The sequence below is a fragment of the Methanomicrobiales archaeon genome, from assembly GCA_030019205.1.
Classification (GTDB): Archaea; Halobacteriota; Methanomicrobia; order Methanomicrobiales; family JACTUA01; genus JASEFH01.
In genome coordinates this window covers 34,200-53,077 of record JASEFH010000019.1, presented here as the reverse complement: position 1 = coordinate 53,077, position 18,878 = coordinate 34,200, and the positions used below count along the sequence as shown (strand labels likewise).

At 65.9% G+C, this 18,878-nt stretch carries 21 protein-coding genes; 6 read left to right on the top strand and 15 right to left on the bottom strand.

Annotation, left to right across the window (positions count from 1 at the left end):
- Nucleotides 1-431 precede the first annotated feature (431 nt).
- From thiD to QMC96_10380, 3 genes are read right to left on the bottom strand one after another with little or no spacing between them, the layout of a single operon-like run.
- Nucleotides 432-1,241, bottom strand: coding sequence for a bifunctional hydroxymethylpyrimidine kinase/phosphomethylpyrimidine kinase (gene thiD / locus QMC96_10390; GenBank protein ID MDI6877164.1), 810 nt, complete (start codon nucleotides 1,239-1,241; stop codon nucleotides 432-434).
- 41 nt (nucleotides 1,242-1,282) lie between these two features.
- Entirely contained in the window at nucleotides 1,283-1,642 is a 360-nt protein-coding gene (locus tag QMC96_10385) for a DUF86 domain-containing protein (protein ID MDI6877163.1), read from the bottom strand.
- Complete coding sequence (locus tag QMC96_10380; protein ID MDI6877162.1) at nucleotides 1,639-1,932, bottom strand: nucleotidyltransferase family protein; 294 nt, start codon at nucleotides 1,930-1,932, stop codon at nucleotides 1,639-1,641. The genes QMC96_10385 and QMC96_10380 overlap by 4 nt, the downstream gene beginning before the upstream one ends.
- Before the next feature lie 287 nt (nucleotides 1,933-2,219).
- Between QMC96_10380 and QMC96_10375 the strand changes: the two genes are divergently transcribed.
- From QMC96_10375 to QMC96_10360, 4 genes are all read left to right on the top strand, one after another.
- Entirely contained in the window at nucleotides 2,220-2,483 is a 264-nt protein-coding gene (locus QMC96_10375; GenBank protein ID MDI6877161.1) for a nucleotidyltransferase family protein, read from the top strand.
- Between the two features lie 211 nt (nucleotides 2,484-2,694).
- Entirely contained in the window at nucleotides 2,695-3,303 is a 609-nt protein-coding gene (locus QMC96_10370) for a helix-turn-helix domain-containing protein (GenBank protein ID MDI6877160.1), read from the top strand.
- Nucleotides 3,304-3,393: 90 nt separating this feature from the next.
- Nucleotides 3,394-4,095: a hypothetical protein gene (locus QMC96_10365; GenBank protein ID MDI6877159.1), complete on the top strand. Its 702-nt coding sequence runs from the start codon at nucleotides 3,394-3,396 to the stop codon at nucleotides 4,093-4,095.
- Between the two features lie 358 nt (nucleotides 4,096-4,453).
- Entirely contained in the window at nucleotides 4,454-5,773 is a 1,320-nt protein-coding gene (locus tag QMC96_10360) for an AIR synthase-related protein (protein MDI6877158.1), read from the top strand.
- A gap of 296 nt (nucleotides 5,774-6,069) precedes the next feature.
- Here the strand turns inward: QMC96_10360 and QMC96_10355 are convergent, their stop codons facing one another.
- On the bottom strand, nucleotides 6,070-6,789 hold the full coding sequence (locus QMC96_10355) for a methyltransferase domain-containing protein (protein MDI6877157.1): 720 nt from the start codon (nucleotides 6,787-6,789) through the stop codon (nucleotides 6,070-6,072).
- 356 nt (nucleotides 6,790-7,145) lie between these two features.
- Here QMC96_10355 and QMC96_10350 point away from each other — a divergent pair, with 356 nt between their 5' ends.
- Nucleotides 7,146-7,646 (top strand): hypothetical protein, encoded by a 501-nt coding sequence (locus QMC96_10350; GenBank protein ID MDI6877156.1) that lies wholly within the window; start codon nucleotides 7,146-7,148, stop codon nucleotides 7,644-7,646.
- Here QMC96_10350 and QMC96_10345 read toward each other — a convergent pair.
- The 11 genes from QMC96_10345 to QMC96_10295 form a co-directional block, all read right to left on the bottom strand.
- Complete coding sequence (locus tag QMC96_10345) at nucleotides 7,629-8,654, bottom strand: replication protein C (GenBank protein MDI6877155.1); 1,026 nt, start codon at nucleotides 8,652-8,654, stop codon at nucleotides 7,629-7,631. The genes QMC96_10350 and QMC96_10345 overlap by 18 nt on opposite strands.
- Nucleotides 8,641-9,372 carry a 4-phosphopantoate--beta-alanine ligase gene (locus QMC96_10340; GenBank protein ID MDI6877154.1) on the bottom strand — a complete coding sequence of 244 codons (732 nt, stop codon included), beginning with the start codon at nucleotides 9,370-9,372 and terminating at the stop codon, nucleotides 8,641-8,643. The genes QMC96_10345 and QMC96_10340 overlap by 14 nt, the downstream gene beginning before the upstream one ends.
- Nucleotides 9,369-10,226 (bottom strand): pantoate kinase, encoded by an 858-nt coding sequence (locus QMC96_10335; GenBank protein ID MDI6877153.1) that lies wholly within the window; start codon nucleotides 10,224-10,226, stop codon nucleotides 9,369-9,371. The genes QMC96_10340 and QMC96_10335 overlap by 4 nt, the downstream gene beginning before the upstream one ends.
- Nucleotides 10,208-11,344 (bottom strand): bifunctional phosphopantothenoylcysteine decarboxylase/phosphopantothenate--cysteine ligase CoaBC, encoded by a 1,137-nt coding sequence (gene coaBC / locus QMC96_10330; GenBank protein MDI6877152.1) that lies wholly within the window; start codon nucleotides 11,342-11,344, stop codon nucleotides 10,208-10,210. Before coaBC ends, QMC96_10335 begins: the two co-directional genes overlap by 19 nt.
- Nucleotides 11,341-12,219, bottom strand: coding sequence for a methyltransferase domain-containing protein (locus tag QMC96_10325; protein ID MDI6877151.1), 879 nt, complete (start codon nucleotides 12,217-12,219; stop codon nucleotides 11,341-11,343). Before QMC96_10325 ends, coaBC begins: the two co-directional genes overlap by 4 nt.
- A 3-nt stretch (nucleotides 12,220-12,222) precedes the next feature.
- Complete coding sequence (locus QMC96_10320; protein MDI6877150.1) at nucleotides 12,223-13,266, bottom strand: 60S ribosomal export protein NMD3; 1,044 nt, start codon at nucleotides 13,264-13,266, stop codon at nucleotides 12,223-12,225.
- 13 nt (nucleotides 13,267-13,279) lie between these two features.
- A complete protein-coding gene (locus QMC96_10315) occupies nucleotides 13,280-13,573 on the bottom strand; it encodes a DUF424 family protein (protein MDI6877149.1) in 294 nt (97 codons plus the stop codon).
- Between the two features lie 80 nt (nucleotides 13,574-13,653).
- On the bottom strand, nucleotides 13,654-14,481 hold the full coding sequence (locus QMC96_10310; GenBank protein MDI6877148.1) for a TatD family hydrolase: 828 nt from the start codon (nucleotides 14,479-14,481) through the stop codon (nucleotides 13,654-13,656).
- The gene (locus QMC96_10305; protein ID MDI6877147.1) at nucleotides 14,471-14,806 is read right to left on the bottom strand and encodes a dihydroneopterin aldolase family protein; all 336 of its coding nucleotides are present in this window, start codon (nucleotides 14,804-14,806) and stop codon (nucleotides 14,471-14,473) included. Before QMC96_10305 ends, QMC96_10310 begins: the two co-directional genes overlap by 11 nt.
- A gap of 26 nt (nucleotides 14,807-14,832) precedes the next feature.
- A complete protein-coding gene (locus QMC96_10300; protein ID MDI6877146.1) occupies nucleotides 14,833-16,932 on the bottom strand; it encodes a minichromosome maintenance protein MCM in 2,100 nt (699 codons plus the stop codon).
- A complete protein-coding gene (locus QMC96_10295) occupies nucleotides 16,929-17,909 on the bottom strand; it encodes a replication factor C small subunit (protein MDI6877145.1) in 981 nt (326 codons plus the stop codon). The genes QMC96_10300 and QMC96_10295 overlap by 4 nt, the downstream gene beginning before the upstream one ends.
- Nucleotides 17,910-18,126: 217 nt before the next feature.
- Here QMC96_10295 and QMC96_10290 point away from each other — a divergent pair, with 217 nt between their 5' ends.
- Nucleotides 18,127-18,876, top strand: a complete 750-nt coding sequence (locus QMC96_10290; GenBank protein MDI6877144.1) for a hypothetical protein — start codon at nucleotides 18,127-18,129, stop codon at nucleotides 18,874-18,876.
- The last annotated feature ends 2 nt before the right edge of the window (nucleotides 18,877-18,878 follow it).

The following is an 18,878-nucleotide window of genomic DNA, read 5'->3' as shown; positions in this document are numbered from 1 at the left end:
CCATACGTTCCATCCCCCTCTTTCGATTCTCCGGTGCTCCCGGGAGGGCTGTCGCCCCCGCCGCAGCGGCGCCCCCCCCGGTGCGATAGGCCTTACTCCAGGAGGCGATCGATCGGAATGGGCTCTGCTCCGTGAAGTTCCAAGAATATCCCAGCGCAGGACTCCGGCATCCTGTATCCTCTTGCAGTCGCACCAGCAGCGGAAGGGGGAGAGAGGGGATACAGGAGGTCGGGATGGATGGAAAAAAATCTTCGACGCGGCGGGATGCGCGTGCTCGGGGGATCATACGGATCCGATTATTCGGTCCCGGTGTCTGGTGTGTGGAGTCCCGGAATTATCGCAAGAAAAGCGGCGGGAAGAGAGGAGGATGGGGGCCTGACGGATTGGTCCCGGCTGCACGCCGGGAGGTTGCCGTTCTCTCTTCGCCGGCCCTACTCGTAACCCTCCTCGTAGGCCGGCAGCTCCGGCTGGACGGCCCGCCGACCGCTGCGGGCCGCGGGAAGGGCCCGCTCGATCGCCCCGGCGACGAACGCCTTCGAGCGCTGGAAGGCGCCGCGCTCGTCGCAGCCGAGCGCCAGGTAGGCGGCGAGGGCCGCGGCGAAACAGCAGCCCGTGCCGTGCACCTCGTAGGGGAAGCGCTCGCCTTTCAGGATCTCCTCGCCCTGGCGGTCCATGTAGAAGTCCATCGCCTCGCGGCCGGGGAGGTGGCCGCCCTTGACGATCACCGCCCTCGGGCCCATGTTGAGAATCCTCCGGGCCGCCTCGCGCACGTCGTCCAGGCTGCGGATCGTCTCCATTCCGGCCAGGGTCGCCGCCTCGGTGAGGTTCGGGGTGATGATCGTGGTGCGGGGGATGAGGTGGTCTTTGATCTCCTGGATCGCCTCCGCCTTCAGGAACGTATAGCCGGTCGTCGAGATCATCACGGGGTCGAGCACGAGGGGGATGTCGCGCGGGAGGTAGTCGTGCAGGGCGTGGATCGTCTCGCGGTCGCAGAGCAGCCCGGTCTTGATCGCCCCGACGGGGAAGTCCTCGAGGACGGCTGCAAGCTGGGCGACGACCGCCTCCGCCGGGAGCCTCCAGAGGCCCATCACGGTGCGGGTGTTCTGGGCGGTGACCGCGGTGACGACCGTCACCCCCCAGACCCCGATGGCCGTGAAGGTCTTCAGGTCCGCCTGGATCCCGGCCCCGCCGCTCGAGTCCGAGCCGGCGATCGTGCAGGCGCATGCCATCTCATCTGCCATCGTTTCCCCCCTTCGGTGCTGAAGTGACTTCTGCCATGGTGCTATCTTCCCCCATTGAGATCATTTAATACTTTTTGAATCTGGGGTTTCAGAAATGGAAAGTCTTCCTGGATGACCTTCCAGACTCTGATTGGATCAACCCCGAAATAGAAGTGGATGAGTTTGTCCCGCATACCTGCGATATCTGACCAGGGAATATCGGGGTAGCGCGATCGTACCGATGCAGGAACGTGTTTTGCGGCTTCCCCGATAATCTGGATGCACTGTATAACGGCAAAGTACGTCTTTTCATCGTGAGAGAGGGTATCGTACTCCATACCTCCGATGAACCTCTCGATGCGGTAGATATTGTCGAGAATGTCCGTGAGGTAGATCCTGACGTTCCTGGATTCTTCCTTCATGCATATACAGTTTCGCGGAGGATCCGATCCTTCAACTCGCTCCGGATATCGTCTTTCGGGACGACGTCGACCTTTTGGCCGAGGAGCTCGCTCAGGTAGTTCTCCAGGGATACCAGCTGCAGCAGACTGATGACTTCGTCAAATTCCACGATCACATCGACATCGCTCCCGGGATGCGTCTCTCCTCGCACGTACGAGCCAAACAGCCCGATTCTCTTTACCTTGTATCGCCGCCGCAGCGTATCCTCATGATCCCGAATTATCTTCATGATCTCGGGGAGAGTCTTCATGCATGATCAGCTGGGTTTCAGGTATATAAGGGTGTTGCGCCGTTTATCCCATTCTGATACGTTTGAATCTTCGATAGCCTGCGACATTCCATGGACTCTCTGTAATCCCTATCGTACCAGTCCTCCTCCCTGTGGGAGGGGGGCGGCCTTCAGGCCGCGGGGGTGGGGAAGAAATCGCGTATCTGCATTGGGAAATTTCATCTTCTCACGTCTCCTAGGAAGAAGCAGAGATGGCCGTTCAGAAACCCCCCGTAGGGAAGCGATCCGTTATCGGGAGGCTCGAATAGGTGCTCCCTTACATCCGGAAACGATTCGGCGTGGCCAAGATCGGGATTTTCGAATCCACCGTCCGGGGAGAGGACAGGCCGAACAGTGACATCGACATATTAGTCGAGTTTGCGCCGGGGGAAACCACGTTCCGGAATTTCATGGAGCTGGCATACTACCTTGAGGACCTCCTTGGTCGCCGCGTGGACCTGGTCACCGGACAGGGGCTTGGCCCGTACCTCCGGCCGTCCATTGAACAAGAGGTCGTCTGGGTTGAAGCGTGATGCGATCCGGCATATCTCTAAGTTCACAATCTCTCTAAGATCAAAATCGCCAGCTTTTGAAATGCGCACCTGGAGATGGCCGTGCGTGGTAATTCGAGACCGATGCATTTCTGAATAAAGACTCGGTCTGTAAGTTAATTATAAATATAGAATGTAAAATGAGATATATAAGTTAATTATAAATAATAGAACTAAAAAGTTACATATTCCTATGAAGAGCGCATCGAGTACAGATATCTATTATGGCGCGAAAACAGAGAGAATATATCGAGTTCTGCTGAGCAGGAAACTGAAAAATCCAACGCGGTACCGTATCGCAAAAGAGGCTGGCGTCAGCTACACGTACGTGTTCAATGTATTAAGGGAGCTTGAGCGGGAAGGAATCATCCGTGAACATATCCTCCGCGATCCGGAAAAACTGTTTTATCTCTGGGCAGGACGGAAAGAGACGCGCTTATACCGAGAATACAATATCCAGAACCCGGCACAGTTATTCAAAGACGTAAAAAAAGAATATGCGATCACGGGATATTTTGCGGAGAATCTAATGAGCCACTATCTGTTTCCGAGGTCCGTTGAATTCTACATCAAGCCCGGCGATCAGATCTATTGGCACAATCTTCTGATGAGCAATGGGTATGCCGGCAAAGGAAATGTCAAAATTATTCTCACCGATCCCCATGTGTTCTACGAACGGAGCAGAATTGACCATTATTTTGTGGTCTCCATTCAGCAGTTGATAGTGGATCTCATCCGCGAAGGGGCCGAATGCAGGGAAGCGGCCGATATCCTGATAAAAAGAGTGTATTATGACCGATGAGTTGTACAATCCATTCGAGACGGAATCTGCTCTTGCTGCCCTCACTCACCTTGCCCGCTCTTTACCGGAACCCTTTTTACTCCTTGGAGGATGGGCGGTGTATTTTACTGTCAATCATTCCTTTCGAGAATGCGCGGATCAAATTATCTGGGATCGAGGGATATCGATGTCTGTTTTCACATCGAGAGGGAGAGCGAGCCCCATGAATTCAAAGAATGCACGTTTGCCAGAGCAATCCGGATCATCCGGACGTTGGGCTACGTGCCTCACAGCAACGGCCGTTTCTGCAAAATAGTACACAAAGAGACAGGGGAAGTTCTCACGGAGGAGAATGCCAAAAGATTCGCCATGTATGATTTGTACTATTTGTACGTCGATGTCATGGTCGATTATATTCATCCCCTGCACGAGAGCCTATTCGGTTGCGGGGTGATCGATGAACCGATATTCGAGAGAGTCTTTAACGAGCATTCTGGGTTGTCGGTGGTCCACCTTGATTTAGATATTTTTGTGCCTCCCCCGCATATCCTGCTCGCATCGAAATTAAAATCAATTTCAAACCGAACCCAGGACGACAAACAGGTGAAAGATGCGTGCGATATCTTTGCGATTCTGTGGCACTCCCCGGCATCCTACGCAGAAATTCTATCGTATGTCCGAAGAGAGTATCCTGTTGAAACGATGAACGGCGTCAATGCCATCTCTGATGATATTGCACGAAAAGCCGCAAGACATCTGGGAATCGAGCTCGAAGAATATCTGGGAGTCATCGGAGGCTTAAGCAGGAGATAAGGCATCCTTGTTGAAAAAATCCGTCAATCTATTTTTACATAATCTAATAACCCCTTTCTTAAACCCTCTCCTTATCACAGCGGAAGGCCAGATCGCTCGACAAAATCGCCTATATCACGCGTGTTTTGCTCTCATCTTCCCGGACCTATCGTACCAGTCCTCCTCCCTGTGGGAGGGGGGTGGCCTTCAGGCCGCGGGGGTGGGGCGGAGAGAATGCTGGAGATTCCAGGCGAGAAGAAATATTCCGGATGCATGTGCGATAGGGACTGCTCCCCGAGGAGGACAGCCACGAATACCGCCGCCGCTGTCCGGCAACCCAAACACCTTAACTGATCCCCCGATCCATCTCTATACACCTATGGATGCGGAAGGATACGCCCGCCGCCTCCTGGCCCGGGGGGTTGGCGACGGGGAGATCGTGGAGAGGCTCGCCGAGCGGATCGTGGAGGTGAAGGGGGCCGATCCCGCCTACGCGCGGGAGTTCGCCCGGGCCGTCCTCATCGAGGTGAACAACACCAAGGGGCTCACCGGGGATCTGGTCACCTTCGTCCCCGCGGGCGTCAGCATGGGGGAGTTCGGCGTCGGATCGAGGGGGAGCGGGGACTTCTACGCCCACCGCAAGATCGCCGAGATCATCGGGCGGACGGGCGCCGCCGTCGGAGTGGACGAGATGGACGACTCCGGGGCCGTCGTGGCCTCAGGAAGGTATATCGTCAGCACGGTGGACGGCATGCACTCCCGCCTCTCGGACTTCCCCTTCCTCGCCGGGTTCCACGCGACGCGCGCCACCCTGCGGGACATCTACGTCATGGGGGCCCGCCCCGTCTCCCTCTTCTCCGACATCCACGTCGCCGACGACGGGGACGTCGCGAAGGTCTTCGACTACACCGCCGGGATCGCGGCGGTCGGGGACGCGATGGGCATCCCGCTCGTCACCGGCTCCACCCTCCGCATCGGGGGCGACATGGTGCTGGGCACCCGCATGACGGGGGCCGTCGGCGCCGTCGGGGTGGCGGACCGCCTGACGGCGCGGAAGGAGATGCGGCCCGGCGACCTGCTCCTGATGACCGAGGGGGCGGGCGGGGGGACGATCGCGACCTCCGCCCTCTACTACGGCTACCCCGAGGTCGTGGAGGAGACGATCAACCTGGCGTTCCTGAAGGCGAGCGAGGCGCTGCTCTCGAGCCCCTGCCTGGCGCGGATCCACGCGATGACCGACGTGACGAACGGCGGGCTGCGGGGCGACGCCTACGAGATGGCACAGACCGCCCGCTGCCGCATCGTCGTCGAGGAGCAGAACCTCCGCCGGCTCGTGAACCCCGCGGTCCTGGCCCTGCTCGACCGCCTGAAGATCGACTACCTGGGCGTCTCGCTGGACGCCCTCCTGATCGCCGCCCCGCCGGACGCGGCCGGGGAGATCATGGCGGTCGTCCGCTCGGCCGGGGTGGAGATCGCGGAGATCGGCCGCGTGGAGGAGGGAAAGCCCGGGGCGGTGCTCCGCGTGGACGGCGAGGACCGCGACTTCTCCCCCCGCTTCCGCGAGTCCGCCTACACGCCGCTGAAGAAGGTCGTGGAGAAGAGCGGCCGCAGCATGGAGGAGATGAAGGCGGGCATCGACCGCGCGGCGGCTGCCGCGATCGAGAAGAAGCGGCGGATCGTGGAGCGGCTGCGGGGCTGATCCTCGCTTTTGGCAGCCATCCAGCTGATATACTCTTTCATACCATCGAGGACGCTCCCGGGGCCATCGCCCCCGCCGCTGCGGCACCCCCCGGGTGCGAGAGGGCCTGATCAAAGAATCTCACCGGGGGTTCTGGCGATACCGAAGCCCCAAGTATCCGGGATGTTTGAAGCAGTGGAGTATCCAATACGTGCCAATCGCACCAGGCCCCTCCCCTTCGAGGGGAGGGGGCGGCCGAAGGCCGCGGGGAGGGGTCCTGGGCGGAATGGATACGGTCTTTTGACGGTCAGACCCCGTCACTCCAGCGGCTTCTTCCCGCTCGCCAGGATGTTGTAGGCGAGAGCCGGCAGATTCTCCTCGACGAACGGCTCCGCGGCCTTGAAGATCCGGAAGAGCGGGTCGGCCAGGTGGATGTTTGCGAACGAGCAGCGTTGCACCTGGATCGCCTCGAATCCGGCCCGGTCGAAGAGTTCGAGGATCTCCTCCTCCGAATAGTAGTGCTCGTTGAAATCCCCCACGCCGACACGGCGCACGCCCAGGAGCTCCCCCAGGCGGTAGACCGCCGGCACCAGAACGAGCGTGAGCAGGGAGGACCCCAGCGTGCAGATCGCCACGCTCCCCCCCGGCCGCAGCACGCGGTAGGTCTCCCGCAGCATCCGATCGGGGCGGGAGAGGTAGCTGAACGCGAGCAGACTCGCCACCGCGTCGAACTGCCCCTCGCGGAAGGGGAGCACCTCCGCGGTCCCGACCACGAAGTCGCTCGCGGGGCAGCGGCGGCGGGCCATCTCCACCATGCCGCCGCTGATGTCCAGGCCGACCGCCGTCCCCCCCTCCGCGGTGTAGCGCTGGATGAAGAGTCCCGTGCCGCAGCCCAGATCGAGGAGCGAGACCCCCCGCGGGAGCCGCTCCATCACCCGCCAGCTGATATGGCCGTGGTATGCCTTCCCCCGCGGGGAGTCGTAGCGGCGGTCGTAGATGCCCGCCACCGCGTCGTAGTGCTCGGCGACCTTCTTCAGTCCGATACCTCCGATCCTGCCGTGCCGTCTGGAATTGAAACCGCCCTTCTGTAGATGGAGCCGAATCTAAATGTTCCGCTTCGCGGGACGAATCTGTCGATTCTGTACATTCGCTTCGAGGTTTTAAGACTCTTTTTATCCATTCCGGACAGATGCGGCAGGGATGCTCCCTGCCGGCCCGCGGATACGGGACCGGGCTCCGCCGTGGATCCGATGCCCGTGTCGGTCGCCGGCGCCCCCGCGGGCGAGCAGCCGGGAGCGGCGGCAGGCGGGCGGTGCGGGCATGGGAAGATTGCCCGGATCCCCGGCGCTGCCGGATCTGCTGGATTTATGGAGACGTTCGCAGAGAGTAGGGTATGGCATACCCCCGGGCCCGCCCTGCCGCCGTGGCGGCGATGCTGCTCGCTCCCCTGAATATCTACATCATCGGCTCATTTCTGGGAACCGGAATCCAGTGCGCTCTCTTCCGGTACCAGCAGACGTACCTCGGCTCGAACTGGATCTCCCTGCTCCAGGATATCGGTTACGTGACGGGAGGCCACCTCGGCGGGCGGACGGCGTGGAGCATCGTCGTCTGGTGCTGCGCCGTCCTGCTGCTCGTTCTGGCCGTTCTGCTCGCGGCCGATGACGCCTCTCCCCGGACCGCGAAGAACCGCGCCGGATACGCGGTGATGGGAAGCGGCGTCCTCTTCCTCCTCTCGTGCGCGATCCAGTACGGTCCGCTGCTCCACGGCCCGGGCGGCATCTCGATTCCCGTCGGCATCCCGATGCTCCTCGCCGCGGGCTGGTGGATGCAGAGAGATGCGCGGGTCGCCCTCGAGCCGGAACCGCCGCACGATTCAGGCGTGCAGGCGTGAAGCGCCGCCATTTCGCTGCGGCACCCCCTCCATCATCGTCGCCAGGAGGGCGTTCACCTGGACGTACTCGTTCCCCCCCCGGGTCAGGCGGTAGTCCGCCTCCGCGATCCGCTCCACCAGCCGGGGATCGTTGTACTCCCTCCGCACCGCCCGCCGCAGGGCGGCGAGCACCTCGGTCGCGGTGAGGCCGTAGTCGATGAAGAGGGACTCGACCTGCTTCTGGGCCGCCGCGAACTCCCCGCTCCGCACCGAGGCGAACGCGGCCGCGGCGACGTTGTCGGTCTCGGAGATGGCGATCTCGGCGAGATCGGTCTTTCCACCGGACGCGACGTGGATCTGGATGAGCAGGATCGCCATCCGCAGGTCCCCCCGCGCCGCATGGACGATCAGGGCGAGATCCTCATCGGGGAGGACCGTGTCGGGCGCCTCCTGCCGCAGGATGCGGCGGAGCGTCTCCTCGATCCGCTCCGGGGGGAGGGGGGAGAAGAAGAGCGGCAGGCAGCGGGAGCCGATCGCGGGCAGGATCGCGGAAGGATTGGTCGTGACGAAGACGAAGCGGCAGGTGGCGGAGTATCTCTCCATGATCCGCCGCAACGCCGCCTGCGCGTCCTTCGTGAGCCCCTCCGCGCCCTCGAAGACCATCAGCTTGAACTCCGCGCCCAGGGGGCGGAGCGAGGCGTACCACTTCACCACATGCTTGAAGTTCGCGAGAAGGGTCAGGTCCCTGCGGTAGAGGTGGCCGAACCGCTCGTCCGCCTCCAGGTAGCGCTTCCCCTCCCCGAAGAGGTCGGCGGCCGGAATCACGGTCGTGTTCTCCTCCCAGAACTCCCCGTAGAGACTCCGCGCGAAGCACTCGACCGCGGCGCTCTTCCCCGTGCCGTGCGGTCCGCAGACGAGAAGGTGCGGCACGTTGCGGGTGGCGGCGAACGTGGCGAGGTGCTCCATCACCCGCTCCTGCCCCGCCACGTCCTCGAACCGCCGCGGGCGGTGCTTCTCAATCCAGAGCATGGAAAAGTCGTTCTCCTATCGCATCCAGGGCGGATCGCAGTAGATACGTATTGTCGAGACGGCTGATCAGCCTTGCGCTCTCCGCATCGGTGAGCGTTGGGTACGCCTCTGCAACCGCCGGAATCGCCCGTGTCACCTCGTCCACGATGGTGAGCGTGGCGGAGCGCGCAGTGCGGGAGAGGGGGTTCAGGTCGATTGCAATCACCTGCTTCCCGAGAGAGCGTAGGGCCTGGCAGCGGTCCCCGTCCTCCAGGGGGACCAGCACCACGTCAGCGGCGTATATCCCGTCCCGCAGGCAGTACGCCCGATCGTGGGATAGGGGGATCAGCCTCTCCGCCTCGCCCGCGAGGACCGACACCCCCGCGTCCTCCAGGATTCGTGCGATCCGCCGCACCCGCTCCTCCGTGCGGTGGAAGAGGTTCACCTCCACGGGGATCCCCGACACCCGCTGGAGGGCGGCGATCGCCCCGGCGGCGAGCGCCGCGGTGTTCCCGTTCACGGAGAAGACGGGGCGCTCCGCCATCCGCAGCATGGCGGCGGCGGTCCGTTCGGCCAGAAGGGCGCTCTCTATCGTCCGCTCCCCCAGGAGGTAGTCAAAGGCCTCCCCCCGCCCGTGGGCGATCAGGCCTTCGAGCGCCACCACACCCTCCCGGGCATACGCCGCCAGCCGCTCCCGCACCACGAGCGAGCGGTGGCGCGGGTGATCGGGGGGGATCACCCCCCCGCCTCCCGCAGCCCGAACCCGCTCTTCGCCACGGTCAGGGGGATCGCCTCGCCGAATTCGGAGAAGACCGCTCGGGCTCCCTCCCCCAGGGCGAACACCCCGCGCCCGAGCATCGTCATGCTCGCCGGCACCCCCGCCGCATCGCAGGCGGCCAGCACCTCCGCCACCTCCGGGGTGACAAGCCCGCTCTTCTCCGCGAAACTTCGCGAGAGGGCGAAGAAGTCGCGGATGTCCCGCGGAAACCGCGGGGGGTAGGCGGCCGCCACCCGCTCCATCGCGGCGGCGGAGCGGAGCACCGTCGGGCTGTCCAGCGGTCCGAACGTCACCGCGAAGATCGGCTCCCGCACGTCGGTACAGCGCACGATCTCCGCCCGGGTCCCGGGGCCCTTGCGGCAGGCGACCCCTCCCCCCTGGCAGGCGGCGACGTCCCCCAGGCCGGTGCGGTGGACGATCTCGGACTCGTGGGCCAGGGCGGCGATCTCCGCCCGCGATAGCCCGAGGGAGTAGAGGGAGTTCAGGGCGGCCAGGGACGCAAGGATCGAGGCCGCGGAGAGGCCGAAGCCCGATCCAATCGGCAGGCGGCAGACAGTGGTGACCTCGGCGGCGATACCCAGTCTCCGCAGCACGTAGGCGAGCGGCGGGGATCCCTCCTCCGTCACCGCCCGTCCCCCCGAGACGCTGTGCACCACGATCCGCGTCTCATCCGCCGGCGAGACGCAGGCCCACACCCCCTCGGCGATCACGATCCCGCCCCCGACCGAGCCCGAGATCGCGGGATCGCCGCTGCACACCGCCCGGAAGAATCCCGATATGTGGCCCGGGGAGTAGCCTACTGCAACCGGGCCCATAGCGCCGCCGCCACCTCCTCCTTCGAGCCGCAGAGCGGCAGCCGCCCGTTCCGGTCGATCAGGACGAACTCGCCGCGGGACGCCCCCATCGCGGCCGGGGTGTTCGCCACGACGACGGAGACGCCCCGCTCGAGCATCCCCCGCGCCTTCTCCTCCGCGTCCCATCCCAGTTTGAATGCCGCGACACGGGGAGGCGGATCCGCGGCGAGCACCGCATCCAGCAGCTTGGGGAGGGGGCGGAGCGAGACGGTGACCGCCCGACCACTCTCGATCTTGCCCTCCCGGCGCTCGGGGGCGAAGTCCGAGACCGCCGCGGCGCTGACATAGTAGTCCACGCCGGCCTCCACGCGGCGGAGCACCTGCTCCGCCATCTCGGCCGCGGTCTCCGCCATGACATTCTCCACGGCGGGGAAGGAGTCGCCGTGGACCACCGTCACCTCCGCCCCCAGACGGTAGGCCTGGAGCGCCAGGGCGCGCCCCATCCGCCCGCTCGAGCGGGTGGTCAGCACCCGCACGTCGTCGAGCGGCTCACGGCAGGCCCCGCTGGTGACGAGCACCCTCCTCCCCTGGAGCGGTCTTCCCATCACCGCCCGCTCCGCGTGCAGCACGATCTCCTCGATCCCGGCGATCTTCGCCCGCCCCTCCTCGATCCGCGGGGGGACGACATCGATCCCCCAGCCCTCCAGGCGGGCGAGGTTCTCCCTCACGCGCGGGTGGCGGTACATACTCCCGTGCATCGCCGGGGCGACGACGAACGGCATACCCCGCCCGATGGCGGTCGTCGCGAACGTCGTCACGGCGGTATCGTCGATCCCGGCGGCGATCTTGCCGATCGTGTTCGCCGTGCAGGGGGCGATCAGCAGCAGGTCCGCCCGCCCCCCCTCGCCGCAGTACTCCACGTGCTCCACCCGCCCCCCGCAGCGGAGGATCGTCTCCCGACCGGTCGCGTACGTCAGGGCATCCGGATGGAGGATCCCGCACGCCGCCGCACTCATCACGCCCTGGACCGCGGCGCCGCGGCGGCGGAGGGCGTGGGCGAGCCGCACCGTCTCGACGGCGGCGATGCTCCCCGTGACGGCGAGCACGATCACCTTCCCGGCGAGCGTCTGGACGGTCATGTAAGCCTCACATCCTGCACCACGTGGAGGGCGCGGGGCCCGTACTTCTTCACGCGGCGGACGCTCACCTCGGCCGAGAAGCCGTGGGCGGCAGAGAGGGCCCGGATCTCCGCCTCCATGCTCCCGATACTGTGGACGTGGAGCACGCTCCCCCCCCGCGCATGCTGCAGCGCGGCGGGGAGGAACGCCCGGCTCCCGAAGTGGCCCAGCACCAGGCGGTCGTAGCACCCCTCGAGCAGGTCGCGGCAGTCCCCGCAGGAGCACTGCACGCGGTCCTGCACCCCGTTCTCGGCCACGTTCCGCTCGAGGTAGCGGAACGCGACGGGGTTCAGCTCGATTGCGTGGACATCCCCCCCGCTCCGGGCCATCGGGACGGTGAAGTAGCCGATCCCCGCGCACAGATCGGCGATCCGTTCGCACCGCCTGCTCTCCCGTACGACCGCACCCATACGCGCTCTCTCCTCCCGGTTGCCCTGCGCGAACATCACCCTTTCGGGATCGAGCCAGTAGCGGCAGCCGTTCTCGCGCTGGCAGACCTCTCCGCAGGTCCCGTAGAGGAGGACGGTCTCCGGTGTGCGGGTCGCCCCCTCGAGGGATCGCAGGTGCAGGATCCCGCGGGGGCGTTCCCAGGCGACGATCGCCGCGAGCTCGCCGGCATCCGGCGGCCGCCCGTGCAGCACGATCACGTCGCCGAGCCGCTGGAACCCCCGTCCGCGGTAGGGCATCCGCTCGGGGAGTTCCGTATCCCAGGCGCAGCCCTCCCGCACGGGGACGTACGCCGTCTCCCCGCAGAGGTGGATGCGGCGGGAGGGATCGACCCACGCCTCCGCTGCGATCCGGGGGAGATCGCCCCTCCTGCACCTTCGCGCCCGCATCCCTCACCCGACCGGCACCAGCCGCTCCCGCTCGCGGTCCCGCAGGACCCGCACCGTATCCCCGCCCTCCAGGGGGAGCCAGCGGATCGGCTCCAGTTCGTGCAGGACATAGGTATCGGGGTCCAGGATGCCCAGGGCGGCGCCGTCCCGGTAGGCGACGATCGCGTCCCGGGCTTCGCGCACGTTGCCGATGCGGCGGGCGGGCTGATCCTCCGGAATCGACCGCGCCGAGCCGCTCACGAGGTCGAATACGCGGAGGTACTGGTTCTCCACCTCCCGCACCTCGTAGTAGCGCCCCTCCGCCTCGATCACGTCACCCTTCTGGTAGAAGGGGAGGCGGATGGAGTAGGTGATGCGGTAGAGCGCTTTTCCGTCCCTCTCCCCGACGAGTTTGGGGTGGGTGGTGAACCGCCCGCCGAGCTCGGCGGTGATCGCCTGGGCGAGGAGCAGCCCCAGGTGCTGGGTGCCCACCACGATGTCGAGCCCCTCGCGGAGTTCCTGCATCTCCGAGACGAACGAGAGACGCTCGCCGCTCTCCTGCAGCCGCCTCTCCAGATCGCAGGCGATCCGCGCCGCCGCCTGCACCTCGCCACCCGTCGGGGCACGGTCTTTCGCGCGGACCTGCACCACGCCCTCGTAGTAGCCTCCCCGGATGCGGCTGCAGCGGGTGCACTGCTCGCTCCGGAACCTGATCTCCGTGCGGCAGGTGGCCGAGAGCGGCACGGAGTAGAGCGTCCCGGAGACGGACGTGGTGGCGACCGTGCGGTTCTGGCTACGCTCCTGCAGCGCGGTCGAGACGCGGACGTCCTCCACCTCGGGATGGAGGTGCACTGCCCGCAGGGCGAGCTCGCGGGCGAGCTGCTCCCGCTCCGCGGCGGACGCGACCCAGGCGCCCCCCTGCTTCACCGCCCCGCAGATCGGACAGGCCACGCTCTCCATGCGGGGATCGCAGCGGATCCACACGACCTCCGCGGCGCGGCAGCGATCGCAGATCCCCTCGGAGGGTCGTCCGCACCGCGGGCAGAAACTCTCGAGGATGCCCTTCATGGACGTATCCGCATCACAGTCCGTAGATCTGGGCGTGCGGCACATCGCCCAGACGGATACAGCCATCCCGGCAGACGAGACCCAGGCGGATCGCGATCGCCGTGCACCGCTCCCCCATCAGGTTGACGTTGTCGGCAGCCGCGAGGGCCCTCTCCACATCCGCCTCCGTGGCCGGCGTGTTCCCGTAGAACTTCTCGGAGATGAAGATTTCGACCTCTCCGCTGCGGACGGTCGTATTGAGAAGCTCGCGGTCGCAGACGGCGACGACGGCATGGCCGTCCGGGGTGCGGTGGATTTTCATGTACATTGCCGGTAGATCATCGACGGGAGGCATGAAAAAATGAACGCCGGGAGCTCGTCCGGGTACGCCCATGACCGCGGGAACCGTCAGAGCGCGATCTCGACACCGTACACCGCCGCGGGGGTGTCCGCGTGGATGCGCCAGGCCTCCTCAACGCCGATCCGCCCTTCGGCGAGGAGTCGGTTCGTCGCGCGGGGGACGGACTTCGGCCCCAGCACGGCGCCGGGCCGGCTGGTCTCGTCCATGTAGTCGCTCTCCATCGTGAACCGCCTGCCCCGGAGGGCGAGATCCGCGATCCCCTCGTGGCGGGCGATGAGGGAGGGCACGAGAGGCGTCTCGGGCACGGCGAAGTGCTTCACCACCCTCCCCGGGTCCATGCCGACCGACTCCGCCATGCCGACGATATCGGCGCAGGGCCCGCTCTCGGCGTGGACCTGCAGGGCGCATCCGCAGTCGGCGGCCAGGGCGAGGGCGTGCCGCAGTACGCCGTTGCTGGCATCCCAGACCTCCGCCGGGACCGGGTAGTGGGGGCGCCCGCTCTTCAGGCCGACCGCCCGGCCCTCCCGCACGTAGGCGGCGGCGACCTCCAGCCCCCGCCGCATCGCCGCCGCGGCCTCGGGAAGGGGCATCCGTTCGGACAGGCGGGTGATCTCCGCCGGATGCACCCCGAGCACAGCGAATGCCACGACGCCCGCCTCCCGCACCCGCTCGGCGACCGAGAGGGTGTACTCGAACACCGCCCCGTACTCCGCACCGCTCGCGGGCTCGACCCCGCAGCTCCAGGAAGGTTTGGAGACCAGGAAGATGTGAGTGCCCCCCGCCCGCCGGAACTCCTTCGCAGCCTCGATCCCGCGGCCGTTGCGGGGATCGATGTGGATGTGATCGTCGGTGATGGGAATCCTCTCAGCCCTCATCGCAGGACACCAGATCCATCAGGGGGTAACCGTCCCGGCTCTCGAGAACGGCCCGGCAGACGGCCCGCCCCACACGGGTCGTCACCTCCACGCGGAACATCAGCCCGCGGAGTTCGGAGTAGCCGAAGAGGTTCGGCTCCATCAGGCTGCGGTCCAGCCGCACCCGCACCCCCTCAACGCAGGGCTGCAGGGCAACGGCCTGCTCGATCGCGGTCTCCACCGTCCCCGCGGTCTCCGGGGAGATGGGCGTGCCCACCCACTGGTGGTAGAGGGCCCCGAGTTTGATGCCGGCCTCGAATGCCGCCCTCTCTCGATCGGTGATCATGGAGAAGGGTAGGGGGTCCGGAGGATTTAGATGAGCTGGATGACACCGTGCCGGGGCTCGATCGCCTCGCCGTGGCGGATCAGGAGCTCGATCTGGGCCTCCACCTTCGCGCGGTCGAACCCCTGGGAGACGACGCTCTCGATCACCTGGTCGATCCGCGCGCGGTTCCCGCCCTCGCCGCTCAGGGTGCGGATCGCCTCCTTGATGGTGCGGATGATGTCCCGCTGCGTCTTCGGGACACCGGTGACCAGCTTGTCGATGTCGAACGTGTTCGTCTCGGCGTCGTAGGCGACCATGCGCAGGCAGGTGTCCACGATGCGGATCACCCGCTCGGCATCCTCGCGCTCGATCGTCTTTGAAAGACGGATGCGGGCGCTCGCCTCGGCGAGGCGCACGAGCGCCTCCAGCTGCCGGGCGGTCACCGGCACCGGTTTGTTGCTGTCGGCGAGCCCGCGGAGCCGCATGTAGTACTCGACGAGCGTCTCCTTCGCCTCCGCAGAGAGAATGGGGAAGCAGGTCCGCTTGGCGTAGGCGATGTACTTCCGCAGCCGCGTCGGCTCGATGTCGGGTGTGACCGGCGCCCGCTCGCGCTCGATGTACGCCTCGTCCACACCGGGGATGGGGGAATGCGCGTGCTGGACGAGAAGTTCGCCCAGGCGGTGGGCCTTCAGGATGTGCTCCGCGATCGCCTCGTCCCTCTTCTTCTCCGGCTGGTCCTGCATCACGAAGATCAGATCGAAGCGGGACAGCAGGGCCGGGGGCATATTGATCTGCTCGGCGATCGGCACGAACTGGTCGAACCGCCCGAGCTTGGGGTTTGCAGCCCCCAGGAGGGCGCAGCGGGACTTCAGGGTCGCGGTGATGCCGGCTTTTGCCACGGAGATACTCTGTTGTTCCATCGCCTCGTGGAGGGCGGAGCGGTCCTCGCTGCGCATCTTGTCCATCTCGTCCACGGCGGCGATCCCCATGTCGGCAAGCACCAGGGCGCCGGCCTCCAGCGTCCAGCGCCCGTCCCCGAACTCGTCTTTGACCGCGGTCGCCGTGAGCCCGGCGGAGGTCGAGGACTTCCCGCTGGTGTAGATCCCGCGGGGGGAGATCTTCACCACGTAGCGGAGCAGCTGGCTCTTGGCGATGCCCGGGTCCCCCACGAGGAGCATGTGGATATCCCCGCGGAGCCGGCTCCCGTCGGGCATCTCCTTCGGGATCCCGCCGAAGAGCTGGAGCGCGATCGCCTCTTTCACGTCGTCGCTCCCGTAGATCGTGGGGGCGATCGAGCGCGTGATCTTCCGCACGAGCCCCGGCTCCCGGCTGAGCGCCAGCAGATCCTCCTCGTCCTTCTCGCTGATCTCCACCTCCTCGAACTCCTTCTCCGCCACCTCGATCGAGTTGCACTCCAGGTAGATGTCAAAGAGCGTGCTCTTGTTCATGCCGACGACCCGCTGGAGGGAGCGGAGGATGCCATTCACGATCACGCGGTCGCCCGGCGAGACGATGCCGGTCAGGTCGTCTGTCACGTCCACGTCGAGCGTCTGCGGCTGCTCGCCCCCCCGCAGCCCCTCGGGGGACTCCTGGATGCGCAGCTTCTGGGCGTCGATGAACCGGGAGCGGGAGGGCAGCAGCTCCATCTTCACCCTCTTCTCGCAGTGCGGGCAGGACTCCGGCTCCTGGAACCGCCCGTGCTTCTGCGGCACCATGTGGGTCCGCCCGCAGGAGGGGCATCGGAAGACCGCCTCCACGATCCGCGGGCGCACTTCGGTCGTCTTCCGGAGGATCCCCTCCACCGAGAGGAAGGTGTTCATCTGGTCGGCGCGGATGTCCCGCACCCCCGTCCGCCGGGGGAGGTTCAGGAAGCGCACGTTCACCCGGCTCTTGTCCTCCTCACGCTTGACGGTGCCCAGGTTGTGGAGGGCGTCGCGGATCGTCTCGATGGTCGATCCCGGGCTGTCCAGCACGCTCTGCTGCAGCTTCAGGTCCAGGATCTTCCGAAAATCGATGTATATCGAGCGGCGCTTCGGGAACTCCCGCTCCAGCTCCCCGATCTCCCTCTTGTAGCTCCTCTTCAGGAACCTCTCCCACTGCCCGGTGACGTTCGTTACCGTCGTCTGGGGCTGCTCCACGCTGCTCACTTCCTCTCTGTCGCGGAGAGGACCATGCGGGCGATCAGCGCCTCCATCTGGATGTCGCTGTTCGCCCCCTCCGAGAGGCGGAACTCCGTCTCCGCCAGGTGATCGATCAGCTCCACCTTGAGCCCCCCGTCCATCTCCCTCCGCACCAGGGCGCGGTAGATCTGGCCGATAAGCTCCAGCGGCGCGATTCCGCGGTCGTTCAGGAGGGCGCGCAGCGCCCGCTCCGCCTCGTCGAACGCCGCCCGTCCGCTCACCAGCTCCAGGAGTTCGTCGATCTCCTCGGGTCGTGCCGTCGCGGTGATCGCGTACACCCGGTCCTCCTCGATCCGGCTCCCCAGGATCGCCGCCCCCTGCAGCGCGTTGATCGCCTTCCGCATGTCACCCTGGGCGATGTAGACGATCGCGTTCATCGCCGCGTCCGTGACAGTGAGCCCCTCGATCGCGGCGATCCGCTTCAGCTCTTCCTCGACCGCCTCCCGCGGGAGCGGGCGGAAGCGGTAGATGGCGCAGCGGCTCTGGATGGGATCGATGATCTTGGACGAGTAGTTGCAGGAGAGGATGAAGCGGCATGTGGCGGCGTAGTTCTCCATGGTTCGGCGAAGCGCCGCCTGCGCATCGGGTGTCAGGGCGTCCGCCTCGTCCAGGAACAGGATCTTGAACGTCGCCCCTCCCAACGGCGCCGTGCGGGCGAACTGCTTGATCTGGTTCCGCACGACGTCGATGCCCCGCTCGTCCGAGGCGTTCAGCTCGCGGAAGTTCGTGTGCCAGTTCTCCCCGAAGAAGTCCCGCGCGAGCGCGATCGCCGCAGTGGTCTTGCCCACCCCCGCGCTCCCCGTGAAGAGCAGGTGGGGCATGCTCCCGTTCCGCACATAGGACGTCAGGCGCTCCACGATCTCCTCCTGCCCCACGATCTCCGAGAGGGTCGTCGGGCGGTACTTCTCGATCCATATGGTGTGGACGGGCGGTTCATCTGTCACGATGCCATTCTCCTGCGTCTGCTGCTTATATATTGGGATGGCGAAGGTATTACGTTTTAGCATGCATCGCGGAGGTGAACAGGGCGGTTCCGTGCGGCGGCGCACCTGCCGCCCTCGCCGCGCTGGCCGCGGGATGGTTTTATGGGGCCCGGCGACCAATGTTTGAGGAGAATTCCGGGGGGCGGATCGGCGGGAGTCCCCGCGGGGCGGAACGATGATGGATGCAGCGAGGAGGGTGTTTGCGGCTGAGTTCAACCGCTCTACCCTGCTGCTGGAGTCCGATCCGCCGCTCGTCGTGACGCCGGGGGGGCTCGCCTGCCGCCGCCTCTACATCGTCGGCGCCCTCGTCGAGGTGAAGGGGCGGCGGGGGGGCGTGATGCACGCCCGCATCGCGGACCCGAGCGGCGGGTTCAGTCTGGAGGCGGGCTGGCAGCAGCCGGAGGTCGCTGAGGTCCTCGATACCCTCCCGATCCCGGGGTTCGTCGCCGTCACCGCCACCGCCTGCCTCTTCCAGAAGGGATCGCGGTCCAGCGTGCGGGTGCGGCCCGAGACGCTCTGGGCGTCGGATCGGGCGGCGCGTGACGTCTGGGTGATGCGGACGGCGGAGCTCACCCTCGAGCGGCTCGAGCGCCTCCTCGCCGCCGTCCGCGGCGGGGCGGCAGAACCCGCGCTGCGGGCGGCGATCGCCCACTACGGGATCTCGGAGGCGCAGCTGCGGGAGCTCGGCGGGATGGTGGAGAGTGCGCTGCTGAGTGTCCGCGAGGGGGAGCCGCCACCGCCATCGCCCCCGCGGGAGATCCTGCTCGCCCTCCTGGCGGACTGCACGGAGCCGACCCCGATCGACCTCCTGATCGCGCGGGCCGGGGAGAGGGGCTGTCCGCCCGCGGAGGCGAAGGCCGCTCTCGAGGCGCTCCTGGCGGAGGGGGAGTGCTACATGCCGAGACGGGGGCTGATCCGCCTCGCATAGGA

What these genes read in the sequence shown, in the direction of transcription:
- thiD (MDI6877164.1), bottom strand. Translation starts at nt 1,241, where the DNA reads ATGGCAGATGAGATGGCATGCGCCTGCACGATCGCCGGCTCGGACTCG.
- QMC96_10385 (MDI6877163.1), bottom strand. Translation starts at nt 1,642, where the DNA reads ATGAAGGAAGAATCCAGGAACGTCAGGATCTACCTCACGGACATTCTC.
- QMC96_10380 (MDI6877162.1), bottom strand. Translation starts at nt 1,932, where the DNA reads ATGAAGACTCTCCCCGAGATCATGAAGATAATTCGGGATCATGAGGAT.
- QMC96_10370 (MDI6877160.1), top strand. Translation starts at nt 2,695, where the DNA reads ATGAAGAGCGCATCGAGTACAGATATCTATTATGGCGCGAAAACAGAG.
- QMC96_10365 (MDI6877159.1), top strand. Translation starts at nt 3,394, where the DNA reads ATGGGCGGTGTATTTTACTGTCAATCATTCCTTTCGAGAATGCGCGGA.
- QMC96_10360 (MDI6877158.1), top strand. Translation starts at nt 4,454, where the DNA reads ATGGATGCGGAAGGATACGCCCGCCGCCTCCTGGCCCGGGGGGTTGGC.
- QMC96_10350 (MDI6877156.1), top strand. Translation starts at nt 7,146, where the DNA reads ATGGCATACCCCCGGGCCCGCCCTGCCGCCGTGGCGGCGATGCTGCTC.
- QMC96_10345 (MDI6877155.1), bottom strand. Translation starts at nt 8,654, where the DNA reads ATGCTCTGGATTGAGAAGCACCGCCCGCGGCGGTTCGAGGACGTGGCG.
- QMC96_10335 (MDI6877153.1), bottom strand. Translation starts at nt 10,226, where the DNA reads ATGGGCCCGGTTGCAGTAGGCTACTCCCCGGGCCACATATCGGGATTC.
- coaBC (MDI6877152.1), bottom strand. Translation starts at nt 11,344, where the DNA reads ATGACCGTCCAGACGCTCGCCGGGAAGGTGATCGTGCTCGCCGTCACG.
- QMC96_10325 (MDI6877151.1), bottom strand. Translation starts at nt 12,219, where the DNA reads ATGCGGGCGCGAAGGTGCAGGAGGGGCGATCTCCCCCGGATCGCAGCG.
- QMC96_10320 (MDI6877150.1), bottom strand. Translation starts at nt 13,266, where the DNA reads ATGAAGGGCATCCTCGAGAGTTTCTGCCCGCGGTGCGGACGACCCTCC.
- QMC96_10315 (MDI6877149.1), bottom strand. Translation starts at nt 13,573, where the DNA reads ATGTACATGAAAATCCACCGCACCCCGGACGGCCATGCCGTCGTCGCC.
- QMC96_10310 (MDI6877148.1), bottom strand. Translation starts at nt 14,481, where the DNA reads ATGAGGGCTGAGAGGATTCCCATCACCGACGATCACATCCACATCGAT.
- QMC96_10305 (MDI6877147.1), bottom strand. Translation starts at nt 14,806, where the DNA reads ATGATCACCGATCGAGAGAGGGCGGCATTCGAGGCCGGCATCAAACTC.
- QMC96_10290 (MDI6877144.1), top strand. Translation starts at nt 18,127, where the DNA reads ATGGATGCAGCGAGGAGGGTGTTTGCGGCTGAGTTCAACCGCTCTACC.